Origin of the sequence: Streptomyces zagrosensis (genome assembly GCF_014203645.1) — a bacterium.
Taxonomy (GTDB): domain Bacteria; phylum Actinomycetota; class Actinomycetes; order Streptomycetales; family Streptomycetaceae; genus Streptomyces; species Streptomyces zagrosensis.
Map to the genome: position 1 here is coordinate 68,544 of NZ_JACHJL010000010.1, position 19,089 is coordinate 87,632.

At 71.3% G+C, this 19,089-nt stretch carries 4 protein-coding genes; 2 read left to right on the top strand and 2 right to left on the bottom strand.

From position 1 onward, the window contains the following. Window positions 1-3: 3 nt before the first annotated feature. The gene (locus FHS42_RS19480) at window positions 4-6,846 is read right to left on the bottom strand and encodes a type I polyketide synthase (RefSeq protein ID WP_184573638.1); all 6,843 of its coding nucleotides are present in this window, start codon (window positions 6,844-6,846) and stop codon (window positions 4-6) included. 42 nt (window positions 6,847-6,888) lie between these two features. Next, complete coding sequence (locus FHS42_RS19485) at window positions 6,889-16,266, bottom strand: type I polyketide synthase (protein ID WP_184573640.1); 9,378 nt, start codon at window positions 16,264-16,266, stop codon at window positions 6,889-6,891. 251 nt (window positions 16,267-16,517) lie between these two features. Between FHS42_RS19485 and FHS42_RS19490 the strand changes: the two genes are divergently transcribed. Both FHS42_RS19490 and FHS42_RS19495 read left to right on the top strand, forming a co-directional pair. Beyond that, a complete protein-coding gene (locus FHS42_RS19490) occupies window positions 16,518-17,327 on the top strand; it encodes an SAM-dependent methyltransferase (protein ID WP_184573642.1) in 810 nt (269 codons plus the stop codon). A 706-nt stretch (window positions 17,328-18,033) separates the two neighbouring features. Beyond that, window positions 18,034-18,810 (top strand): AfsR/SARP family transcriptional regulator, encoded by a 777-nt coding sequence (locus tag FHS42_RS19495; RefSeq protein ID WP_184573644.1) that lies wholly within the window; start codon window positions 18,034-18,036, stop codon window positions 18,808-18,810. Window positions 18,811-19,089 lie beyond the last annotated feature (279 nt).

The window sequence follows — 19,089 nt, forward strand, 5'->3', positions numbered from 1 at the left end:
AATTCATGACAAGCCAAGTTCGTTGTCGATAAAGTCCACCAACTGATCCGCCGATGCGGTGTGCAGCATTTCCGCCGCGTCGTCTTCGCCGGCCGCCGGGGCACTCATCGCCTTCCAGGTGGCCAGCAGTGCTTCCAGGCGCGCGGTGACCGCTGCGGCGTCCAGGTCCGCGACGGCCGCGCCGGTCAGTGCACGCTCCAGGCCGGTGAGTTCGGCGACCAGTGAGCCCCCCGAACGAGGGGCCGCTGCGGCCGGCGCCTGGCCCGGCGCTAGCTGGCTGAGTAGGTGGTCGGCCAGCACGGCGGCCTCCGGGTAGTCGAAGACCAGGGCGGCGGGCAACCGTAGCCCGGTGGCGGCCGAGAGCCGGTTGCGCAGCTCGACGGCGGTCAGCGAGTCAAAACCCAACTCCTTGAAGGAGGTGTCTGCGTGCACCCGCCCGGCGTCGCTGTGGCCAAGAACGGTGGCGGCGTGCGTACGCACCAGGTGCAGCACCAGCCGGTGCTGCTCGCTGGCGGGCAACCCGCTGAGCTTGCTCGCCCAGTCGGCGGATTCATGGGCGGCAGCGGCGGCGGTCCTGCGGCCGGCGTTGGCGCTCGCGGCGGCCAGGGTACGCAGCGGCGTCGGCAACCCTTCGATGGGCTGGCCGGCCAGTGCACGGGCATCGAGGCTGAGGGCGAGGAGCTGCGGTTGGCCGTGGCCGCAGGCGGCGTCCAGCATCGCCAGGCCCTGAGCGGTGCTGTTGGCCTTGATGCCCAGGCGGCCGATCCGGGCCAGGTCCGCGGCGGCGAGCCGCGCGGTCAGCCCACTGGCCTGCGCCCATAGACCCCAGGCCAGCGAGAGGCCGGGCAGTCCGGCGGCCCTGCGGTGTGCGGCGAGCGCGTCGCAGAAGGCGTTGGCCGCCGCGTAGTTGGCCTGGCCTGGGGTGCCGAGCGCGGACGCGAACGAGGAGAACAGGACGAACATGCCAAGGCGCAGGTGCGCGGTGGCAGCGTGCAGGTTCGCCGCCGCGGTGGCCTTGGCGTCCCAGACGCGGGCCAGCCGCTGCTCGTTTTGGGCCGGGAACATGGCGTCGTCCAGGACGCCGGCAGCGTGGATGACGCCGGTCAGCGGATGCTCAGGGGCGATTCCTGCGATGAGGTCGGCGACGGCCACGGGGTCCGTGACGTCGGCCGCGATGATGTGTGCCGTGGCACCAGCCGCGGCAAGGCGCGCCGTCAGTTCGACGGCGCCCGGCGCATCCGGGCCACGGCGGCTGACGAGCAGCAGCTGCTTGGTGCGTCCCGTACGGGCCAGGTGTTCGGCGACGTGCGCGCCGAGCGTTCCGGTGCCGCCGGTGATCAAGACGGTGCCATCGGGGTCCACGGTGGCGGGCACGTCCAGGACGAGTTTTCCGGTGTGCTTGGCCTGGCTGAGATACCGCAGCGCATGCCGGGCCCGGCCCAGCGGCCACACCCGCACCGGCGGTGGCGTGAGTGTGTTGTCGGCGAACAACTTACGCAGTGTGGCCAGCATCCGGCCGATGTGCTCGGGCCCGGCGTCGGCGACCAGGTCGAAGACCTCGTAGCGCACACCGGGGTGTTCGGCGGCGAGCTGCTGCGGGTCGCGAACATCGGTCTTGCCCATCTCCAACAGCCGCCCCCCTTCGGCAAGTAGCCGCAGCGAGGCATCGACGAACTCGCCGGCGAGGCTGTTGAGTACGACATCCACGCCTCGCCCACCGGTGGCCTCCCGGATCACCGCCTCAAAGCCCAGCTCACGCGAGTTCGCCCGATGCGCCGCATCGATGCCCAACTCCTCAAGCACCGCATGTTTGCCAGGACTCGCCGTCGCATACACCTCGGCACCCAGGTACCGCGCAATCTGCACCGCCGCCATCCCCACCCCACCCGTAGCAGCGTGAATGAGCACCGACTCACCAGCCCGCAGGCCACCAAGCTCCACCAACCCGTACCAAGCGGTGAGGAACACCACCGGCACGGAGGCCGCCTCGTGGAAGCTCCATGCCGCGGGGACGGGGATCACCGTGCGGGCGTCGGCCACCGCGAGGGAGCCGAATGCACCATCGAACAGGCCAAGCACCCGATCACCAACCGCCAGACCGGTCACCTCATCGCCGACCGCGACCACGACGCCGGCGCCCTCGCTCCCCCCGAAGGCCGCACCGCCCGGGTACATGCCCAGGGCGATCAGCGCATCGCGGAAGTTGACGCCCGCGGCGCGCACCTCGATCCGCAGCTGCCCCGGTTCCAACGGGTCCAGCGCCTCGGGGCAGGCCATCGGCGCGATGTTTTCCACGGTCGCTGTGGACTGGGTGGACAGCCGCCACGCGCGCTCGCCGACCGGCGGCACCAGCTCGCCGCCAGCGGACCCGGCGCGCACCAGTCGGGGTACGAGGAGCCGTCCGTCGCGCAGCGCCACCTGTGACTCTTCGGCCGCGACCGCGCCCGACACGGCGTCGGCGACCTCGTCTGCTGCCGTGTCTGCTGCCGTCGCCTGCGGGTCGAGGTCGAGCAGGAGCAACCGGCCGGGGTTTTCGGCCTGTGCGCTACGCATCAGACCCCAGACGGCGGCGCCGGCCACCTCGACCCAGCGGGTGTCAAGAGCCCCGCTCCCGCCGCCCGGTTCACCCGCGGTGACCGCGCCACGGGTGACCACGGCCAGTGGGGTATCGGCGAGCCGCGGTTCGGCCAGCCATGCCTGCGTCAGCTCCAAGGCACGGCGGGTCGCCGCGAGCCCGGCCTCGGCGAACTGGTCGCTGTCGCCGGCGGGCGGGACGCTCAGCAGCGCGACCGCGGGCACCGGGGCGCCCGCGTCCAGCGCGGCGGCGAGCGCCGCCACATCGGCGTACGGCTGCGGGCTCACGCCGCCGGGCAGCAGCAGGCCACCGCCGCCGAGTTGGTACGGGTCGTCGCCGAGCACGGCGAAGGGCCCGGCAGCGGCCTGCGTCCCGGCCGGCACTGGCAGCGGGGTCCAGTCCAGCACGTACAGGTCATCAGCGCCTCGCCCGCGCGCGGTCCGCAACTGGCCGATGTCCGCCCGTCGCAGCACCACAGACTTGGCGCTGAGCACCGGGGCACCCACGGCGTCGGCCACGGTCAGCCCCAGCACTCGTTCGCCCGGGGCGCTGCCGGGGCGCGGCGAAAGCCGGACGCGCACGGTACTGGCCTCACCGGCCCACAGCGATGCCGCGTTCCAGGTGAAGGGCATCCACACCTGGCCGCCGCCCGAAGCAGTGCCCGGCTCGCCCGGCTCGTCGATCTCGTGCATGTCGTCCATCAGCAGGGTCGGCTGCATCGCGGCGTCGAGCAGCGCCGGATGGATGCCGAACCCCGCCCGCTCCCCCGCTGCCTCGGGCAACTCGACCTCCGCGTAGAGGTCAGCGCCGTGCCGCCAGACGGCCACCAGGCCCTGGAAGGCGGGCCCGTAGGCATATCCGGCCGCGGTGGCCCGCTCGTAGAACCCCTGCATATCGACCGGCTCCGCACCGGCCGGAGGCCAGCTACCGCCCAGCCCCTCGCCCTGCCCCGTCTGCCCAGTCCGCGTCGATACGGGGCTGAGCACGCCTTCGGCGTGGCACAGCCAGGAGCCGGCGGCTTCGCCCTCGGGGCGGGAGTAGATGCGCACATCGCGCCGCCCGTCCGCGGTGGCCTCACCGACCACGACCTGCACGCGTACGCCGCCGGCTGCGGGCAGCGCAAGCGGCACCTGGAGCGCAAGTTCCTCCAGCCCACCACACCCGACCTCGTCGGCGGCTCGCAGCGCCCACTCGACCAGCGCCACCCCGGGCACCAACACGGTGTCCGCGACGACGTGTTCGGCCAGCCACGACGGGGACTGCGCCGACAGCCGCCCGGTCAGCAGGCAGGTGCTGTTGTCGGCGAGTTCCACGGCCGCGCCGAGCAGCGGATGTCCGGCGGAGGTCAGGCCCAGGTCGGCAGGGTCGCCGCCGCGGCCGTTGTCTCCGCTGTGCCCGTCCAGCCAAAACCGTTCGCGCTGGAAGGCGTACGTCGGCAGGTCCACCGCGTTCGGGCGGGGATCAGCCGGGAACCAGCGGGTCCAGTCCACTTCCACGCCCGCGGCGAACGCCTGGCCCACCGATTGCATCAGTTGGTCAAGGCCGCCCTGGTCCCGACGCAAGGTCGGCACGGTGGCCCCCTGCACTCCGGCTTCCTCGAACGCTTCTTGGAGGCCAACGGTCAAGACGGGATGCGTGCTGGCCTCGATGAACACGCGGTGGCCATCGGTGAGGAGTTGACGTACGGCATCGGCGAAACGCACCTGTTGGCGCAGGTTGGTCACCCAGTACGCGGTGGTCAACTCGGTGGTATCAATGCGCTCGGCGGTCACCGTGGAGTAGAACGCCACCTGCGACCGTACGGGCTCGATACCGGCCAGGACTTGGTGCAACTCTTCCGCGATCTCATCCACCTGGGCGCTGTGTGAGGCGTAGTCCACATCAATCAACCGCGCCCGACCACCACCCTCCTCACACACAGCCACGGCGTACTGCACCTGCTCCGGTGGCCCGGACACCACCGCCGAACCAGGCCCATTGACCGCAGCGATGCCCACACCGGCAGCCCGCTCACCCAAACCGGCCAAGAACTCCACGGCCTTGTCCGCACTCATCGCAAGCGACGCCATCGCACCACCACCCGCAAGCCGCCGCAACGCCCTACTCCGCAGCGCAACGACCCTCGCACCGTCCTCCAAAGTCAACGCACCAGCCACCACCGCAGCCGCAATCTCACCCTGACTGTGACCCACCACCGCCGCCGGCGTCACACCCTGATCAGCCCACACCGCCGCCAAGGACACCATCACCGCCCACAACACCGGCTGCACCACATCAACCCGACCCAAATCAGCCGCGCCCACACCACCGCGTAGCACCTCGGACAGCGACCACTCCACATACGGAGCAAGAGCGCGCTCACACTCCACCACCCGCGCCGCAAACACCGGCGAAGCTTCGAGCAGACCCGCCCCCATACCCACCCACTGCGAACCCTGACCCGGGAACACCAACACCGGGCCCGCGCCGCCGACCGTGGGGCCATCGGAGTGGATCACCTGCGGATGGCTGTCACCGGCGGCCAGCGCAGCAAGGCCGGCCAGCAGAGAGGCGCGGTCTACGCCAACGACGGTGGCTCGATGGTCGAAGGCCGCGCGAGTGGTGGCCAGGGACCAGCCCACGTCGCTGGGCGAAAGGTCCGAGGCGGAGGTCACCCGGCGAACGAGCGCCGCCGCCTGGTCCCGCAGGGCGCTGGGGCCGCGCGCCGAGAGGACCCAGGGCAGCGGGCTGCCGTCCGGCAACGCCGCCGGCTTACCGCTTCCGTCCGCGGTGGGGCCGCCGGTCGCCTGGGCCGCACCGGCTGTGGCGGTGGTCGCGCTGGCGTTCGCTGCGGCGCCGGCCGACGCGGGCGCCGCGGTGTCTGCTGCGGGCATGTGTGTCGGCGGCTCGGGGGCCTGTTCCACGATGAGGTGGGCGTTCGTACCGGAGATGCCGAACGAGGAAATGCCGGCCCTGCGCGGGCGCCCGTACTCCTGCCACGCGACCTGTTCGGTCAGCAGGCGCACCGAGCCGTTGTCCCAATCCACGTGCGGTGTCGGCTCGTTGAGGTGCAAATTGGCTGGCAGCAGGCGGTGCCGCAGTGCCATCACCATCTTGATGACGCCGGCGACGCCCGCCGCCGCATGGGTGTGCCCGATGTTGGACTTGACCGAGCCAAGCCACAGCGGCCGGTCGGGCTGCCGCTCTTGCCCGTAGGTGGCCATGAGCGCATCGGCTTCGATCGGGTCGCCGAGCGCGGTGCCGGTGCCGTGCGCCTCGACGACGTCCACGTCGGCCGGGCCGAGCCGCGCGTTGGCCAGCGCCTGGGTTATCACCCGCTCCTGGGCCGCGTCGCTGGGCGCGGTGAGGCCATTGCTGGCGCCGTCCTGGTTGATCGCCGAGCCACGGATGACCGCGAGCACCCGATGGCCGTTGCGGTGCGCCTCGGACAGTCGCTCCAAGACCACCAGGCCAACGCCCTCGGAGAAGCCGGTGCCATCGGCGGAGGCGTCGAAGGACTTGCAGCGTCCATCGGGGGCCAGCGCCCGCTGGCGGGAGAATTCAGTGAACATCAGCGGTGTGGACATCGCGTTCACGCCACCCGCCAGGGCGAGCGTGCACTCGCCCTGGCGCAGCGCCTGGCAGGCGAGGTGCATCGCGACCAGCGAGGCGGAGCATGCGGTGTCCACGGTGACGGCCGGGCCTTCCAGGCCCAAGGTGTACGCCACGCGGCCGGTCAGCAGGCTGGGCAGGACGCCGGTGGTGGCGTAGCCCTCGAATCCCTCCGGAATGCGCATCGTTCGGGAGAGATAGTCCTGTCCCGATATTCCGGCATACACGCCTGTTCGGCTGCCCTTGAGCGTGAGCGGGTCAATTGCTGCGTGCTCCAGCGCTTCCCAGGAGGTTTGCAGCAGCAGCCGCTGCTGGGGGTCCATGGCCAGCGCCTCGCGCGGGCTGATGCCGAAGAACGCGGCATCGAACCGGTCAAGGTCGTAGAGGAATCCGCCCTGTTGTACGGAGCTGGTGCCGTAGTGGCCCGGGTCCGGGTGGTACAGGTTTTCCAAATCCCAGCCACGGTCGGTCGGGAATTCTCCGATCGCGTCCACGCCGGAGACGATGAGCTCCCAATACGCCTCGGGTGAGCGGACCTCGCCGGGGAACTGGCAGGCCATGCCTACCACAGCGATGGGCTCCTGGGCCCGCTCCTCAACCTCACGCAAACGCAGGCGCGTGTCATGCAATTCGGCAGAAACGCGCTTGAGATACTCAACCAGCTTCTCTTCGTTCACCATGAGGTATCACCCGGCCTTCAGCGATGGTGGCGCCCAGCACATTTAGGACACACCAAGTTCGTTGTGGATAAAGTCGAGGACTTGATCCGCGGACGCGGACTCCAGCCTTTCCGCGGCGCTACTTTCGTTCGCTGGCTTACGTTCCGCCTTCAGCTTCGCAAGGAGGCTTTCCAGCCGGGACATCACCGCACCGGAATCGCTGTCCTCCAAAATCGCGTTGGTCAGCGCGTTTTCGAGCCGGGTGAGGTCGGTCAGCACCGGGCCCACCGCGTTGCTCACCGAGGCGCCGGCCTTGTCGGGCTCGTCGGGTGCGAGCCGCTGGAGCAGATGGGCCGCGATGCCGTCCGGCGTGGGGTATCGGAAGATGAGAGCCGCCGGCAGTCGCAGGCCGGTGGCTGCGGCGAGCCGATTGCGCAACTCCACGGCGGTGAACGAGTCGAAGCCCAACTCCTTGAAGCTCGCGTCCACCTGGACGGCGTCGGTGTCGGCGTGCCCGAGCACCGTGGCCGCGTGGCCGCGCACCAGGCCGAGCAGGGCGCGGTGCCGCTCGTCGGCGGAGAGGCCGGCGAGTTGCCCGGCCCAGTCCACGGACTGAGCCACGTCGGCGTCCGCCGCGCTGCGCCGGCCGCGTCCGCGGGGCGCGAGCAGCCCGCGCAACGGGCCGGGCAGCGTATCGGCGGGTTGAGCAGCGAGCGCGCGAGCATCGACGGCGGCGGCCACCAGGTGGGTACCGCCATGCCGGCATGCCGCGTCGAGTAGGGCCAGCGCGCGGTCGGTGGGCAGGGCGCCGACGCCGAAGCGGGCCAGCCGCGCCGGGTCCGCGACCGGGGCGCCACCGTCAGCGGCCCACGGGCCCCAGGCCACCGCCAGTGCGGGGAGGCCGAGCGTGCGCCGGTGGATGGCCAGCGCTTCGCAGTACGCGTCCGCCGCCGCCTCCTCCGGCCGTCCGGTGCCGCCAAGGGTGCCGATGGCCGAGGAGAACGTCGCGAATAGGGCGAGCGGCAGTCCGGCCGTGGCCGTGTGCAACTGGGCCACGACGCTCGCCTGCGCGGCCCACACCCGTGCCAGCCGGTCGGCGCGCAGTGCGGTGGCCCGCGCGCCACCCTCAGCGTCGGGGGCCGTCGCGACACCCGGCTCCGCCGCGATGTGGAGCACCGCGGTGAGCGGGTGTTTGGGGTCGATGGCGGCGACCAGGCCGGACACTGCGCCCGGGTCAGCGAGGTCAGCGGCCACGACCCGCGACTGAGCCCCCAACCCGGCGAGTGTGTCCACGAGTTGGGTCGCGCTCTCGGCCGCGCCGGTTGCCGGGTCTTCGGGTCGGTTCACGAGAATGAGGTGCTTGGTCTGCCTCGTACGCACCAGGTGCTCGGCCACCAGCGCACCCAGTGGCCCGGTGCTACCGGTGATCAACACCGTGCCGTCCGGGTCGAGCACACCGGCCTCAGCAGCGACCGAGTCCGCCGAGTGGGCGCCCCCGGTCACCGCGCGGGCCAGCCGGGGCACCAAAATGCGTCCGCCGCGCACCGCCAGGTGTGGCTCGGGCCGCGCGGTGGTCCGTAGCACGGCGTGCACCAGCGCATCGGTGCTCTCGTCGAGGTCGAGCAGCAGGAAGCGGCCCGGGTGTGCGGTCTGCAAGCCGCGGATCAGGCCCCAGGCGCCGGCGGCTGCCAGGTCCGGAGCGGGCTCGCCGTCGCCGGTGGACACGGCGCCGCGGGTGAGAACGACAAGCCGGGTATCGCTCAACACCTGCTGCGCCAGCCAGTCACCCACCAGGCCCAACAGCCGTTGCGTGAGCCGCAAACCGGCGCCCTGCCCGCCGTCGCCGCCGAAGGCGCGCTCGTCACCGTTGAGGGCGATCTCGTCACCGAGCGCCTGGGTCAGTACGACCGAAGGGGCGGGCGCGCCGTCGGCTACCGCGGCGACCAACGCCGGCACATCCGGATACCGCACCGGGCCGTACGGGCTGGCGCCGGCGATGGCCAGTTCCCCAAGGCCAAGCCGGTCTTCGCCGAGCATCGCCCAGCCGCCGCCGATGACCTGGTCATCCGCGAGGCCATCGACAGCGGGCAGCGGGGCCCACTCCAGCGCGAACAGACCATCCACACCGCGGCTGGCGGCGCTTCGAAGCTGGTTCTTGTCGGCGGGCCGAGTCACCAGCGCGTCGGCCGTCAGCACGGGCGCACCAGCGCTGTCGGCCACCGTGACGCGCAGCGCCCGTTCGCCATCGGCCGCGTCGTGGCGCGGGCTGAGCCGGACGCGAACGGTGCTCGCGTCACCGGCCCACAGCCGCACGCCACTCCAACTGAACGGCATCCACACCTGTCCATCGGCCCGCTCGGGGCCGTCCGTGCCGGGCGCGGGGAGCAACAGCGCCGGCTGGAGCGCCGCGTCGAGCAGCGCCGGGTGGATGCCGTAGCCGTCACGGTCGCCCGCGGCCTGGGGCAACGTGACCTCGGCCAGCACCTCGTCCCCGTGCCGCCACAGGGCCCGCAGCCCGCGGAACGCGGGCCCGTAGCCGTAGCCATCGGCCGCGCTGGTGGCGTAGAAGTCGGCGACGTCCATGGGCTGGGCGCCGGCCGGTGGCCAGACGCCCGCCAACCCCGCGGCGTCTGCGGTCTTTTCGGCGTCTGCCGTCTGCGCGGCGTCCTCGGGCTCGGTTGCGGGTGGGCTGAGGACGCCCTCCGCGTGACACAGCCACTGGACGTCGGCTCCCGTGCCGTCCTCGGCGCGGGAGTAGATCCGTACATCGCGCCGCCCGTCATCCGTGGGCTCGGCCACCACGACCTGGACCCGCAGCCCGCCCGTCGCGGGCAACACCAGCGGCACCTGCAACGCCAGTTCATCGACGCCGCCGCAGCCGGCCTCATCGGCGGCCCGCAGTGCCCACTCCACCAGCGCGGTACCGGGCACGAGTACGGCGCCGGCCACCTCGTGCTCGCCGAGCCAAGCGTGGGTCTGGGCCGACACCCGCCCGGTGAGCAGTTGCGTCACACCATCGGCGACCTCAACGGCGGCACCGAGCAGCGGATGCCCGGCCGCGGTCAGCCCGAGGTCCGCCGGGTTGCTCACGCCGCTGCCGCCATTGCTGAGCCAGTAGCGCTCGCGCTGGAAGGCGTACGTGGGTAGTTGCACCACCCGCGGGGCGGGCTCTGCGGCAAACCAGCGGGTCCAGTCCACTGCCGCACCGGCCGTGAACGCCTGTGCGACCGACTGCGCCAACTGCGCCGACCCGCCCTGGTCGCGGCGCAGGGTCGGCACGGTGACCGCGGCCACCCCGGCCTCGTCGAAGGACTCCTGTAGGCCGACCGTCAGTACGGGGTGCGTGCTGGCCTCGATGAACAAGCGGTGGCCCGCTTCGAGCAGTCGATGCACGGCGTCGGCGAAGCGGACGCGTTCGCGGAGGTTGGTCACCCAGTACGCGGTGGTCAGCTCCGTGGTGTCGATCCGTTCGGCGGTGACGGTGGAGTAGAAGGCGATGCTGGAGGGGGCCGGCTCGATGCCGGCGAGTACGTTGGACAGCTCGTCGGCGATCGCATCGACCTGGGGGCTGTGCGAGGCGTAGTCCACCTCGATGAGGCGGGCCCGGCCGCCGGTCTCCTGCCAGCGGGCCACCGCGTGCCGCACCTGTTCCGGCGGGCCGGACACCACCACGGAACCGGGGCCGTTGACGGCCGCCACCACCACGGCGCAGGCCGGCTCGCCGAGCCCGGCCAGCCATTCGGCCGCCTCGTGCTGGCTCATGCCGAGCGAGGCCATCGCACCGCCGCCCGCCAACTGCCGCAGGGCCTTGCTACGTAGCGCGACGATCTTCGCACCGTCCTCGATGGACAGCGCGCCGGCGACGACCGCCGCCGCGATCTCACCCTGGCTGTGCCCCACCACGGCCGCGGGGACGACGCCTTGGTCGGCCCAGACGGCGGCGAGCGAGATCATCACGGCCCACAGCACCGGCTGCACCACATCAACCCGGCTCAACTCCGCCGCTGCCACTCCGCCGCGTAGCACCTCGGTAAGCGACCAGTCCACATGCGGGGCGAGCGCGCGTTCACACTCGGCGACCCGCGCCGCGAACACCGGCGAAGCCTCAAGCAAGCCCGCGCCCATGCCCACCCACTGCGAGCCTTGGCCCGGGAAGACCAGCACCGGGCCAAGGGCCGCGCCGCCGCCCACCGGGGAGGCCGGGCCGACCACGCCCGGGTACGTCTCCCCGGCCGCGAGGGCTTCCAGGCCCACCGTCAGCTCGTCCCGGTCCTGGCCGACCACTACCGCCCGATGCTCGAACACCGTGCGCCGGGTGGCCAGCGACCAACCCACCTCGGCGAGCGTGGCGTCCGGGGCGGTCGCCAGCTGCTCGATGAGTGCGCAGGCCTGACCTCGCAGCGCCTGCGGGCTGCGGGCGGAGATCACCCAGGGCACGATGCCGCCACTGTCGGCAGTGGCATCGCCCGTTGCCGCCCGGCCCCTTTCGGTGGCTGGTACGGGAGCGGGGTCGTGGGCCGGTACGGGGGCTGGTTCCGGTGCTTGCTCGACGATGAGGTGTGCATTGGTGCCGCTGATGCCGAAGGAGGACACGGCGGCCCGGCGCGGGCGCTCGCCCGGCGTCCACGGAACCGGCTCGGTCAGCAGCCGTACGTCGCCCGACGTCCAGTCCACGTGCGGGCTGGGCTCGTCCATGTGCAGCGAGGGGGGCAGCTCCGCGTGCCGCAGCGCCATCACCATCTTGATCACACCGGCGACGCCTGCGGCGGCCTGTGTGTGGCCGATGTTCGACTTGATGGAGCCCAACCACAACGGGCGCCCATCGGGGCGCTCTTGGCCGTACGTCGCCAGCAGGGCCTGCGCCTCGATCGGGTCGCCGAGTCGGGTGCCGGTACCGTGCGCCTCGACGGCGTCCACCTCACTCGGTGCGAGTCGGGCATGGGCCAGGGCCTGGCCGATGACCCGTCGCTGGGAGGGGCCGTTGGGCGCGGTCAGCCCGTTGCTCGCGCCGTCCTGGTTGATGGCGGAGCCGCGGACGATGGCAAGGACCTCGTGACCGTTGCGCCGCGCATCGCAGAGCCGCTCCAGGACGACGAGCCCCACGCCCTCGGCCCAGCCGGTGCCATCGGCAGCGGCGGCGAAGGGCTTGCACCGCCCGTCGGGGGCGAGGCCGCGCTGCCGGGAGAAGCCGGTGAACATGCCGGGTGAGGCCATCAGCGTGACGCCACCGGCCAGCGCGAGCGCGCACTCGCCATGCCTCAAGGACTGGGCGGCCAGGTGCAGGGCCACCAGGGATGAGGAGCAGGCCGTGTCCACGGTGACGGCCGGGCCCTCAAGCCCGAAGGTGAAGGCCACCCGGCCGGAGGCCACGCTGGGCGTGACCCCGGTGAGCAGATGGGCGTCTATGCCGCCGGTGGCCTGATGCAGTCGGGGGCCGTAGTCCTGCGAGGTGGCGCCGACGAACACGCCGGTGTCGCTGCCCCGGAGCGCGGCGCCGTCGATGCCGGCCCGCTCGAACGCCTCCCAGGCAGTCTCCAGGAGCAGCCGCTGCTGTGGCTCGATGGCCAGCGCCTCACGCGGGCTGATGCCGAAGAAGGCGGCGTCGAACTGTGCGGCGTCATAGAGGAAGCCGCCCTCGCGTGCGTAGCTGGTGCCCGGGTGGTCGGGGTCGGGATGGTAGAGGCCCGCCAGGTCCCAGCCCCGGTCGGTGGGAAATGCGCCGATCGCGTCAACGCGCCCGGCCACCAGGTCCCACAGCGCCTCGGGCGAGGTGACGCCGCCGGGAAAGCGGCAGCTCATGGCGACCACGGCGATCGGGTCGGCGTCGGTGAACCCGCTGGCCACTGGCGTACGCACCCCGACTGCCCGGTCCGTGGGGTCGCCGGTCTGCGCGCGCAATTGCGCTGCCACAGCGGTGGGTGTCGGGTGGTCGAAGGTGAGGGTGGCGGGCAGCGGCAACCCGGCTGCGGCGCTGAGCTGTTCGCTGAGCTCGGCGGCGGCCATCGAGTCGAAGCCGAGCTCCTTGAACGTCAGTTCCGGATCGACGGCGCTCGCCGTTGGGTGCCCAAGGACCAGGGCGGCCTTGGCCCGCACCAGGTCGAGCAGTACCCGGTCGCGTTCGGCGTCGGTCAACCCATCCAGCCGGCCCCGCAACGCCGCCCCGGGGCCGGACGGCGACGGCGACGCGGAAGGCTCGGCCACCGGGCCCGGTAGGGCCGTCCCGTTCACCCGGGCCGGAATGTGTACGGTGCTGCGCCCGGTCTCGTGCCCAGCGCCCGGCTCCGACCCCTCCTGCCCCGCTCGGTCGGCCCATCCCGCTCGCGAAGTGGCGCCCGTCATGTCCGGCCAAAAGCGCTGGCGCTGGAAGGCGTACGTCGGCAGGCTCACCCTCGGGTACGCGGTCCCCTCCAGGGTCCGCTCCCAGCGCAGCTCCACTCCGCGGACGTACGCCTGGGCCACGGCCGCGGTGAGGGTGGCCACCTCGGGCCGCCCGCGGCGCAGTACCGCGAGCGCGACCGGGCGCGGCCGGTCGGCGCCGGCAGGCCCGGTGGCGGGCAGAGTCGTAAAGCACTCGCGGGCCATGGCGGCCAGCGGCGCATCGGGGCCCAGCTCCAGGAACGTATCGACTCCGGCCGCGTGGAGTGTGTGCACGCCGGCCATGAACCGCACGGTGCTGCGGGCGTGTTCGGCCCAGTAGTCGGGGGAGCCGAGTTGCTGTGCGGTGGCCGGTTCGCCGGTCACGTTCGATAGGACGGGGATGGTCGGGGCGGCGAACGTCAGGCCCGCGGCGACGGCCCGCAACGCGTCGAGCATGGCGTCCATGTGCGGCGAGTGGAACGCATGGCTGACTCGCAGCCTGGATGCCTTGCGCCCGCGGGCTCGCCAGGTGGCGGTCGCCTCGTCCACGGCGTCTGCGTCACCGGACACCACCAGCGAGGTGGGGCCGTTGACGGCGGCGATGACCAGCCGGTCCTCGCGTCCGTCGAGCAGCTCGGCCGCCTCTTCCACGGTGCCCTGCCAGGCGGCCATCGCGCCGGATGAGGTGAGCGCTTGCATGAGCCGGCCGCGGGCTGCGACCAGCGCGGCGGCGTCGGTGAGCGACAGCACCCCGGCCACATGGACGGCGGCGATCTCGCCTACGGAGTGCCCCAACAGATAGTCGGCCCGAAGGCCCCAGGACTCCACGAGCCGAAACAGGGCCACCTCAATCGCGAACAGCGCGCACTGGGTGTAGGAGGTCTGGTCGAGCACGGTGGGCTCGACCGAGGTGGCGGCACCCCCGGCACCCCCGGCACCTCTGGCACTCCCAGCACTCCCAGCACTCCCGGTAATTCCGGTCCCGGCGACGGGGCCGCCCGCTGGCTCGGCGCCATCGGTGTCGGCGAGCTCAACCTGCCCGGCTTGCCCGACCTGCCCGGCCTGCTCAGCGGGCCCGCAACTCGCGGCTTGTTCGGCGAAGATGACCTCGCGTAGCGGCCGGTCCAGGTGGTGGTCGAGGCAGCCGATGGCCGCATCCAGGGCGGCGGCGAAGACCGGGTAGGCGTCGTACAGCTCACGCCCCATGTTCAGCCGCTGGCTGCCCTGTCCGCTGAACAGCAACGCCACCTTCCCGCCGGTGGTTTTCGCCCGGGCGAGACCGACCGCGTCCGCACCCCGCTCCAACTCGGCCAAGCGGGCCAGCAGTTCATCGGTGCTCGCACCGTGTAGTACCGCGCGGTGGGCGAATACGGTGCGCCGGGTGGCGAGCGCGTACCCCACGGCGGCCGGGTCGATGTCGCTCCGGCCGGCCAGGTGGGCTCGCAACCGCGCGGCCTGACCGCGCAGCGCGGCGGCGCTCTTCGCGGACAGCGGCCAGGCGATGGGCGCGCGGCGCAGCGCTACGGTCGCCGACTCCTCGGCACCGGCACCCGCTCCGGCTCGGGCCCCAGCTTCGGTACGGGCTCCGCCACCGGCCTGCGGCTGCACGGCCGCCGGCCGCGGGTCCGGTACGGGCCGCGGTGCGGCCTCCGAGACGGGTGCGCCAGCCTCGGGCGCATCAGCCGCGGGTGCACCGACCTTGGACTCGCCGACCTTGGGTGTGCCGACCTTGCGTGCGTCAGCCTCGGGCGCGCCGGCCTCGGGCGCTTCGGCGAGCACCAGATGGCAGTTGGTGCCGCCCATCCCGAATGAGCTGACACCGGCGAGCAGCGGCCGGTCCGGGCGCGGCCAACCGGTCAGTTCACGCTGCACCGCAAGCCCCAGCTCGGCGAGCGGGATGCGGGGGTTCGGAGTGGTGTAGTTCAGGCTCGGCGGGAGCTCCCCGTGCGCGATGCTGAGCGCCACCTTGAGCAATCCGACGATCCCGGCCGCGGCCTCCAGGTGGCCGACGTTCGTCTTGGCGGACCCGACCCGCAACGGCGCTGCGGCCGGGCGGCCCTGGCCGATGGCGGCACCGAGCGCGGCGGCCTCGATCGGGTCGCCAACGGGCGTCCCCGTGCCGTGCAGCTCGACATACTGAACGTCGGAGGGGGCGACCCCGGCTCGTGCGTAGGCCTGGCGCAGCACCTCTTCTTGGGCGGCCGGGCTGGGGGCGGTGAGCCCATCGGTGGCGCCGTCGTTGTTGACCGCACTGGCCACCATCACGCAGTACACCGGATCGCCGTCGCGTAGCGCCGCGTCCAGCGGTTTGAGCAGCACCACGCCGCCGCCCTCGCCGCGTACGAAGCCGTTCGCCCGGGCATCGAAGGTGTGGCACCTGCCGTCCGGGGACAGGCCGCCGAACTGAGCGGTCGCCGCGTCCATGCTGTCCTCGGCGAGGATCAGGTTGACGCCGCCTGCCAGGGCCAGCGTGCTCTCGCCCTGCCGCAGGCTCTCGCACGCCATGTGCACGGCTACCAGCGATGACGACTGGGCCGCGTCAACGACCAGGCTGGGGCCGCGCAGCCCGAGGCTGTACGACACGCGGTTGGCGATGATGCTGCGGTGCAGGCCGGTCATCGGATGCCGGTTGCCCACGAGTCCGGTGTGCCGTCGCAGCAAGGTGGCGTAGTCGTCCCACATCGCACCCACGAAGACGCCCGTTGAGCTGCCCGCGAGAGCGTCGGGGCACACCCCGGCGTCCTCCAGCGCTTCCCATGCCAGTTCCAACATCAGCCGTTGTTGGGGGTCCATGGCGAGCGCTTCGCGCGGCGATATACCGAAGAATTCCGCGTCGAATGCGTCCACGCGGTCGAGAAATCCGCCCGAGCGGCAGATTCGCGACGGTGCGGCAGCGTCGTCTACGGCGCCGGGAGTTTCCGCGTGCCGGCGGTCATCCGGCATCGCGGAAATGGCGCTTTCGCCGTCTCGCAACAGTTGCCAAAAAGCCGATGGGCTAGGCGCGTGCGGCAATCGGCAGGCCAATCCCACCACGGCGATGGGAGTAGCGGACTGTGGTGACCGGGTGGGATTGGTGCTAGCCATCACGCCTCGTACGGAGCTCAGAGTGAAAAGACTTCCGGTCGTCATGGGTCATTGGCGGCACTCCCGCTCCGGACTTGGTGATCGGTGCGAGCACGTCGCCAGCGTGGTCTGTGCCTCTAAAGGCACACCAAACAGGCCGCGGCCGGTGACTTTAGTCGGGTGTTATCGCCAGCCCGGATCATCGCCCGACGAGTGGGCCTCCGCGGCCCCTTGACGGCCAGCCGGGTCGCCGAGCACACAGGAGGAGAGTTATGTCCCAAGCGTCCGTTCCGCCGAGCGGCCAGGTGTCCGATTACTACAGCTCGCTGGGCCCGCTGCTTCAGATGGCGTGGGACGACAACTTCCACTTCGGGTACTGGGAGAACGCCGACGACACCGCCACCGTCGAGGAGGCCACCGACCGGTTCACCGATCTCCTCATCGAGCGGCTGCGAGTGGGGCCGGGCGACCGGGTGCTCGACGTGGGCTGCGGCATCGGCAAGCCCGCGATGCAGGTGGCGACCTCGACCGGCGCCGATGTACTGGGCATCACGATCAGCGAGCAGCAGGTCAAGCAGGGGCTTGAACGGGCCGCCGCCGCGGGCATGTCGGACCAGGTGTCCTTCCAGTTCGCGGACGCCATGAAGATGCCGTTCGAGGCGGAGTCCTTCCGCGCCATCCTGGCGTTCGAGTCGATCAACCACATGGAACGGCTGACGGCGCTGCGCGAAATGGCTCGGGTGCTGGTGCCCGGTGGCCGGGTTGTGCTGACCGACGTGACGCCGCCCGAGGACGGCAGTTACCAGGAGCCCACCGACCCTTCCGTGGTCTCCTCGCTGGTCAAGCTGGAGGACTGGCCCGCGCTGATCGCCGAGGCCGGGCTGGTCATCGACGAGCTTAAGGACGTCACCGAGAACACCAAGGACACGGCGACCCGGATGATCGACGGCATCTTGCGGTGCCGTAAGGAGTTCGAGGCCAAGCACGGGATCTCGGTCCAAGAGGTGTTCGACGCGGCCAAGGACGCGCTGCCGGCGGTGCCCAGCGCCGGATGCGTGATCGTGGTCGCGCACAAGCCCTGACCCACCCTTAGCGCCCTACCTCCGGGCCCCACCGACCCCCCTGGTAAGGCGATGGCATTGCCCCGGCCTCCGGCGGTGGCGCGCGGCGCGGCGCGGCCGGGGCCGCTACCCCTAGCACCCCAGAGACCGGCACTCAGGAGGAGTCGGCCAGCCGAGCGTCCGAATCGGCGGGGTTTGGACGATACGACCAGCAGTAACTATCCGCTCGCCCCGAGCGGAACAGGACCAATTCCCCTTTCGGGACCGTTCGACACCATTGCGATCACCCCCGTTTTCCCTAGGGGGTCACGGAGAGCGCGACTGGGGCTGGCGCACGCCGGACAGGGGTGCTTCGGTCTGTCCGGCGCTGGAGAGCGGCGTATCGTCTTGCCCGGAGACAACACCAGTGGGTGACGGTCCCCGAAATCCCGGCAAGCGGCTGAAAAGCCTCGCCTGGGCGGGCCGGCCGCCATTGCACTCTTGGTACGTCTTTCTGCCCGGACCATCGATCGAACCGCCACGAAGACGGGGGGATATGTGGCTACAGTGCTGTCTGATGTGAGCCAGTGGATACGGCCCTACCAGCGAGGAGAGTTCACGGCGTCCTTAGTCGTCCTCTTCGACTCCGCCGGTCACCCATCGGCGACGATCGGCATTCGCCGACCCGCTGCGAAGAATTCGTCTCCGGCATACGACAGTTCGCCACTCTCATCGACTGGGACACGCTGTGCGATATGAGATCATGGGGCCTCTCCGTGTGGTCCACGGAGAGGAAAAAACGTCTATCAGGGCGCGAAAGATAGAGGTACTACTGACTATCCTCCTCGTCCGCTCGGACCAGGTGGTTCCTGTCGATCACCTCATCACGGAGATCTGGGGCGAGGAGCCCCCGCGCCGGGTCATCGCCGGGTTGCATGTGTACGTATCCCAGATCCGCAAGTTCCTCAACCGCCCCGATCGCAGCGAGAGCCCGGTCATCACGCGTCCGCCCGGCTACGTGTTGCGCCTTGGCACCGACGAGCTCGACATCCGGTGCTTTGAGCGCCTGGTGAACGAGGGGCGGGATCACTCCCGAGCGCACCGCTACGAGCAGGCCAGGCACAGCTTCGAGAGCGCGCTCGCCCTATGGCGCGGCCCACTCCTGGACGACGTGTGCTGCGGCCCGATACTGGAAGGCTTCCAGACCTGGTTGTACGAGGCCCGGCTGGAGTGCGTCGAGATGCTGATGGACGCTCGGCTCATGCTGGGCCGACATCGGGAACTGGTCAGCGACCTTTACCAATTGGCCACGGAACATCCGCTGCGAGAGGCGCTGCATAGGCAGCTCATGTTGGCGCTCTACCGTTCGGGACGACGCGCGGACGCGTTGCACGTGTACCAGTCCGCCCGTAAGACGCTCAACGAGGAACTCGGACTTGAGCCGTGCCGCGATTTGCAGGCACTACAACAGGCGATTTTGACCTCGGATGACCGGCTTGAGCTGCCCATGCCGCTATCCGCCTGACCTCGCCACTCGCTCCACACCACAGGCTCCACACTGGGCGCGGCGACCAGGCACTGACGTAGCAGCGGCCCACCAGTAGGCCGGCAGCCTGTTGCTCATGTTTCCCTGCATGTCACACAACGTCGCCACCCCCTCCCCGGCCGGCGGCCACCGCAATCACCGGTGGCCGCCGGCCCCACTGCTCCCGTGCCGTTCCGTCCCCAGGGCTGCGCCCTCTCGGCCTGGTGCTCGCGGCCCGGTGAGTGGGCAGCCTCTCCCCCGGCAGGTACGAAGGCGCGG